Below are 4,363 nucleotides of genomic sequence, written 5' to 3' on the forward strand. Positions count from 1 at the left end.
ATCCTCAACCCCGTGCAGGGCAACGGGGTGTACGCCGGCGACCTGCCACTCTTTGGCGGCCAGTCGATTTGGAACGCCACCCCGCTCATCATCGACACGCTGCGCCAAGCCGAGCGGCTGCTCGCCACCCAGACCATCACGCACAGCTACCCGCACTGCTGGCGCCACAAAACACCGGTCATCTACCGCGCGGCGGCGCAGTGGTTCGTGCGCATGGACGCCCCGACCGAGGCCACGCGCGGCATCTTCGCCACCGACCCGGCGCCGCAATCGCTGCGCGAAATGGCGCTGCACGCCATCGAACACACCCAGTTCTACCCGGAAAGCGGGCGCGCCCGGCTGCGCGACATGATCGCGCATCGGCCCGACTGGTGCATCAGCCGCCAACGCAGCTGGGGCGTGCCGCTGCCCTTCTTGCTCGACATCGACAGCGGCGAGCCGCACCCACGCACGCCCGAAATCATCGACCTGGCCGCCGACGTGGTGGAGGCCGGCGGCATCGAGGCCTGGAGCACGCTCACCGTGGCCGAGATCCTGCAGCGCATCGGCGACGCCACCGACCCGGCGCGCTACACCAAGAGCACCGACATCCTGGAGGTGTGGTTCGACTCCGGCACCACGCACACCACGGTGCTCAAGGGCAGCCACGCCGGCGCCGGGCACGACAGCGGTCCCGAGGCCGACCTGTACCTGGAAGGTCACGACCAACACCGCGGCTGGTTCCATTCCTCGCTGCTGACGGCCTGCGCCATGTACGGCCGCGCGCCGTACCGCGGCCTGCTGACCCACGGCTTCACGGTGGACGGCCAAGGCCGCAAGATGAGCAAGTCGCTCGGCAACGTGGTGGCCCCCCAGGAGGTCAGCGACAAGCTCGGCGCCGAGATCATCCGCCTGTGGGTGGCCTCCACCGATTACGCGGGCGACCTGGGCATCGACGACAAAATCCTGGCGCGCGTGGTGGACGCCTACCGGCGCATGCGCAACACGCTGCGCTTTTTGCTCGCCAACATCAGTGATTTCGATCCGCAAGTCGACGCGGTTCCGGCGGCTCAGCTGCTGGAGATCGACCGTTGGGCACTCGCCCGCACCGCGCAGCTGCAAGCCGAGGTGCTGGCGCACTACCAACGCTACGAATTCCACCCGGTGGTGGCCAAGCTGCAGGTCTTTTGCTCGGAAGACCTCGGTGCGTTTTATCTGGACGTGCTCAAAGACCGGCTCTACACGACCGCGCCCAAGAGTCTGGCGCGCCGCAGCGCGCAAACCGCCCTGCACCAGATCACGCACGCACTGCTGCGCTGGATGGCGCCGTTCCTGTCCTTCACCGCCGAGGAAGCCTGGGCCCTGATCGGGCACACGCCCAGCATCTTTACCGAAACCTATTGGGCCCTGCCCAGCCCGGATGAAGCGCTGCTGGCCAAGTGGGGCCGCATCCTGGCCATCCGCGATGCGGTCAACAAAGCGATCGAGGACGAACGCGCCGCGGGCCGCATCGGCCCCTCGCTGCAAGCGGAAGTCACGCTGACGCTCCCGCCGGAAGACCACGCGCTGCTGGCCAGCCTGGGCGACGACGCCCGGTTCGTCTTCATCGTCTCGGCGCTGACGTTGCGCGCGGGCGCCGCGCTGGCGGTGTCGGTCACGCCCTCGCCGCACCCCAAGTGCGCACGCTGCTGGCACTGGCGCGCCGATGTCGGGCACGACCCCACCCATCCCCACTTGTGCGGCCGCTGCACGAACAGCCTGTTCGGCGCGGGCGAGCCGCGCCACGCCGCTTGAGGGCACGCCGTGGCCAAGGCATCGTCGCGCGGCATGCTCACCTGGCTGGGGCTGGCGTTCGGCATCCTGCTGCTCGACCAGATCTCCAAGGGGTTGGTCCTGCTCTTTTTCCGGCTGGGCGAGGTGATCCCGGTGACGTCGTTTTTCAACCTCGCGCGTGTGCACAACCCGGGGGCGGCATTTTCGTTTTTGGCGCAAGCGGGGGGGTGGCAGCGCTGGTTGTTTACCGCCATCGGTATCGCGGCGGCGGTCTTCATCGTCTGGATGCTGCGCGCCCACGCCGGGCAGCGGCTGTTCGCGTTTTCGCTGTCGTGCCTGCTGGGCGGGGCGATCGGCAACGTCATCGACCGCCTGGTGCACGGCCACGTCATCGACATGTTCGATTTTCATTTCCGCTGGCTGGCGCCGCTGTTTCCCGGTGGGCACTTCCCCGCCTTCAACGTGGCCGACGCTGCCATCACCGTGGGGGCGGTCGGCCTGATCGTCGACGAACTGTTGCGCGTGCGCCGCAGTCGTTGACGGCCACCTCCAGGCGCGACGGAGCCGATGGACCGCGATCCTTGACTGTCGGTTATAACGTCGGCATGAAACGTGTCTTCGTCTGGTTGGGGTTGATCGGGGCGCTGGCATGTGCGGGCGCCTCGGCGCAACCCGTCGCTTGCCACGTGGCGTACGCCGGCGCGGTCCGCACCGTTGTCGTTGCGCCCAGCGCGCACGCCGAACCGACCGATCCCCAACTCACCAGTTCGTCCATCGCCGTCGAAATCGTCAACCGCTTGCCCCCGGCCCCCGGTGCCGGCGTGACCGTGCGCACGCTGAGCGTGCGCGAGGGACAACCACAGCTGTTGCATCAGGCCAGCTATCTGCCCGGTGCCCCCGTCACCGGGCCGCACGGTTTCACTGGCTTGCAGGTGGTACGCGAGCCGGTGCGCGGCAACGAACTCACCTACTGGTGCGAACATCTGCCGCCGCGGCAGTGATGGGTGACGCGGCCCTTCAGGGCAGCAGGATGGTCGAGCCCGTCGTCTGGCGCGCCTCCAGCGCCCGGTGCGCGTCCTGCACGCGCTCCAGCGGATAGCGCTGCTCGACATGGATGCGCACCTGACCCGACGCGACCACGGCGAACAGATCGTCGGCCATGGCCTGCGTGCGCTCGCGGCTCGTGATGTGGGTGAACAGCGTCTGCCGCGTCACGTACAGCGACCCCTTGGGACCCAGAATGCCCGGCGCGAATGGCGGCACCGGCCCACTGGCGTTGCCAAACGATACCATCAGCCCGAACGGGGCCAGACAGTCCAGCGAGCCGTCCCAAGTGTCTTTGCCGACCGAGTCGTACACCACCTTGACGCCCTTGCCGCCGGTGATGGCACGCACGCTTTCCACGAAGTTTTGGGTGCGGTAGTTGATGCAGTGCTCAGCGCCGTTGGCGATGGCCAGTGCGCATTTGTCGTCGGTGCCCGCGGTGCCGATCAGGCGCAGCCCCAGCACGCGCGCCCACTGGCAGGCGATCAGCCCGACGCCACCGGCCGCCGCGTGGAACAAGACGAAATCCCCCGGTTGTAGCCCCTCGACCGGGCGGCAGTGTTTGAGCAGGTATTGCGCGGTCAGGCCCTTGAGCATCATGGCCGCCCCCTCCTCGAACGAGATGGCATCGGGCAGCCGGCACACGTTCATCGCCGGCATCACACGCTCGTCGCAGTAACTGCCCGGTGGCTGCGCGGCATACGCCACGCGGTCGCCCACAGCCAGGTGCGTCACGCCCTCGCCCACCGCCTCCACCACCCCCGCGCCCTCCATGCCCAAGCGGGCCGGCAGCGGCAGCGGGTAGAGCCCGGTGCGGTGATAGACGTCGATGAAGTTCAGGCCGATGGCGTGGTGGCGGATGCGCACCTCGCCCGGACCCGGGTCTGCGACGGCCACATCGACGAGGCGCAGCGCCTCCGGGCCGCCGGGGGCGTCGATTTGCACGGCACGGCTGAGCGTCATGGGAACTCCTACCAATGAGTCGTGGACCACGCGCTGGCGCGCGAAACGCGGCGGACAGCGCCCAACCCGTGATGGTGCCACGATTGGCGGCCAACCTCGGGGCTCGGGGTGGCGCGCAGGCGACGTGGCGCTACCCGGCGGCTCGGCTACAGTCGGAATATGACGCGCGCCACGCCTTCGCCCTTGAACGCCTCCACCATTGTGCTGCTGACCATCCCGCCCCTCATGTGGGCTGGCAACGCCGTGGTGGGCCGACTGGCAGCGGCGTGGATTCCGCCCATCACTTTCAATCTGTTGCGCTGGGTCATCGCCTTTGCGCTGCTGCTGCCGCTGGCGGCGTGGGTGCTACGGGCAGACAGCCCGCTGTGGCGGCAGTGGCGGCGCTTTGCCGTGCTGGGGCTGTTCGCGGTCGCGGGCTACAACATGCTGCAGTATTTGGCGCTGCACACTTCCACGCCGCTCAACGTCACGCTGGTGGCCTCCAGCATGCCAGTGTGGATGATGCTGGTGGGGCGGCTGTTTTTTGGGGCTGCCGTGCAGCCGCGGCAGTTGGCGGGCGCCGTGCTGTCACTGACTGGGGTGCTGGTGGTGCTGTCGCAAGGTC

Annotated in this window: 5 protein-coding genes; 4 read left to right on the forward strand and 1 reads right to left on the reverse strand. The window is 68.3% G+C overall.

What is annotated here, in order from left to right:
- From Q0716_RS07760 to Q0716_RS07770, 3 genes are all read left to right on the forward strand, one after another.
- The coding region (locus Q0716_RS07760) for a class I tRNA ligase family protein (RefSeq protein ID WP_299021627.1) at positions 1-1,773 on the forward strand (1,773 nt) is incomplete at its 5' end.
- Between the two features lie 9 nt (positions 1,774-1,782).
- A complete protein-coding gene (gene lspA, locus Q0716_RS07765) occupies positions 1,783-2,292 on the forward strand; it encodes a signal peptidase II (RefSeq protein ID WP_299021629.1) in 510 nt (169 codons plus the stop codon).
- A 65-nt stretch (positions 2,293-2,357) separates the two neighbouring features.
- Positions 2,358-2,753, forward strand: a complete 396-nt coding sequence (locus tag Q0716_RS07770) for a hypothetical protein (RefSeq protein WP_299021631.1) — start codon at positions 2,358-2,360, stop codon at positions 2,751-2,753.
- A 16-nt stretch (positions 2,754-2,769) separates the two neighbouring features.
- Here the strand turns inward: Q0716_RS07770 and Q0716_RS07775 are convergent, their stop codons facing one another.
- The gene (locus tag Q0716_RS07775) at positions 2,770-3,759 is read right to left on the reverse strand and encodes a quinone oxidoreductase (protein WP_299021633.1); all 990 of its coding nucleotides are present in this window, start codon (positions 3,757-3,759) and stop codon (positions 2,770-2,772) included.
- A gap of 159 nt (positions 3,760-3,918) precedes the next feature.
- Between Q0716_RS07775 and Q0716_RS07780 the strand changes: the two genes are divergently transcribed.
- Positions 3,919-4,363 (forward strand): DMT family transporter (locus Q0716_RS07780; protein WP_299021634.1); only part of this gene is annotated, 445 nt, incomplete at its 3' end.

Origin of the sequence: uncultured Tepidimonas sp., assembly GCF_938045175.1 — a bacterium.
In the GTDB taxonomy this organism is placed as follows: Bacteria; Pseudomonadota; Gammaproteobacteria; order Burkholderiales; family Burkholderiaceae_C; genus Tepidimonas.

Bases quoted from the DNA above. Each gene is read 5' to 3' on its own strand.
- Q0716_RS07770 (WP_299021631.1), top strand. From the start codon at position 2,358: ATGAAACGTGTCTTCGTCTGGTTGGGGTTGATCGGGGCGCTGGCATGT.
- Q0716_RS07775 (WP_299021633.1), bottom strand. From the start codon at position 3,759: ATGACGCTCAGCCGTGCCGTGCAAATCGACGCCCCCGGCGGCCCGGAG.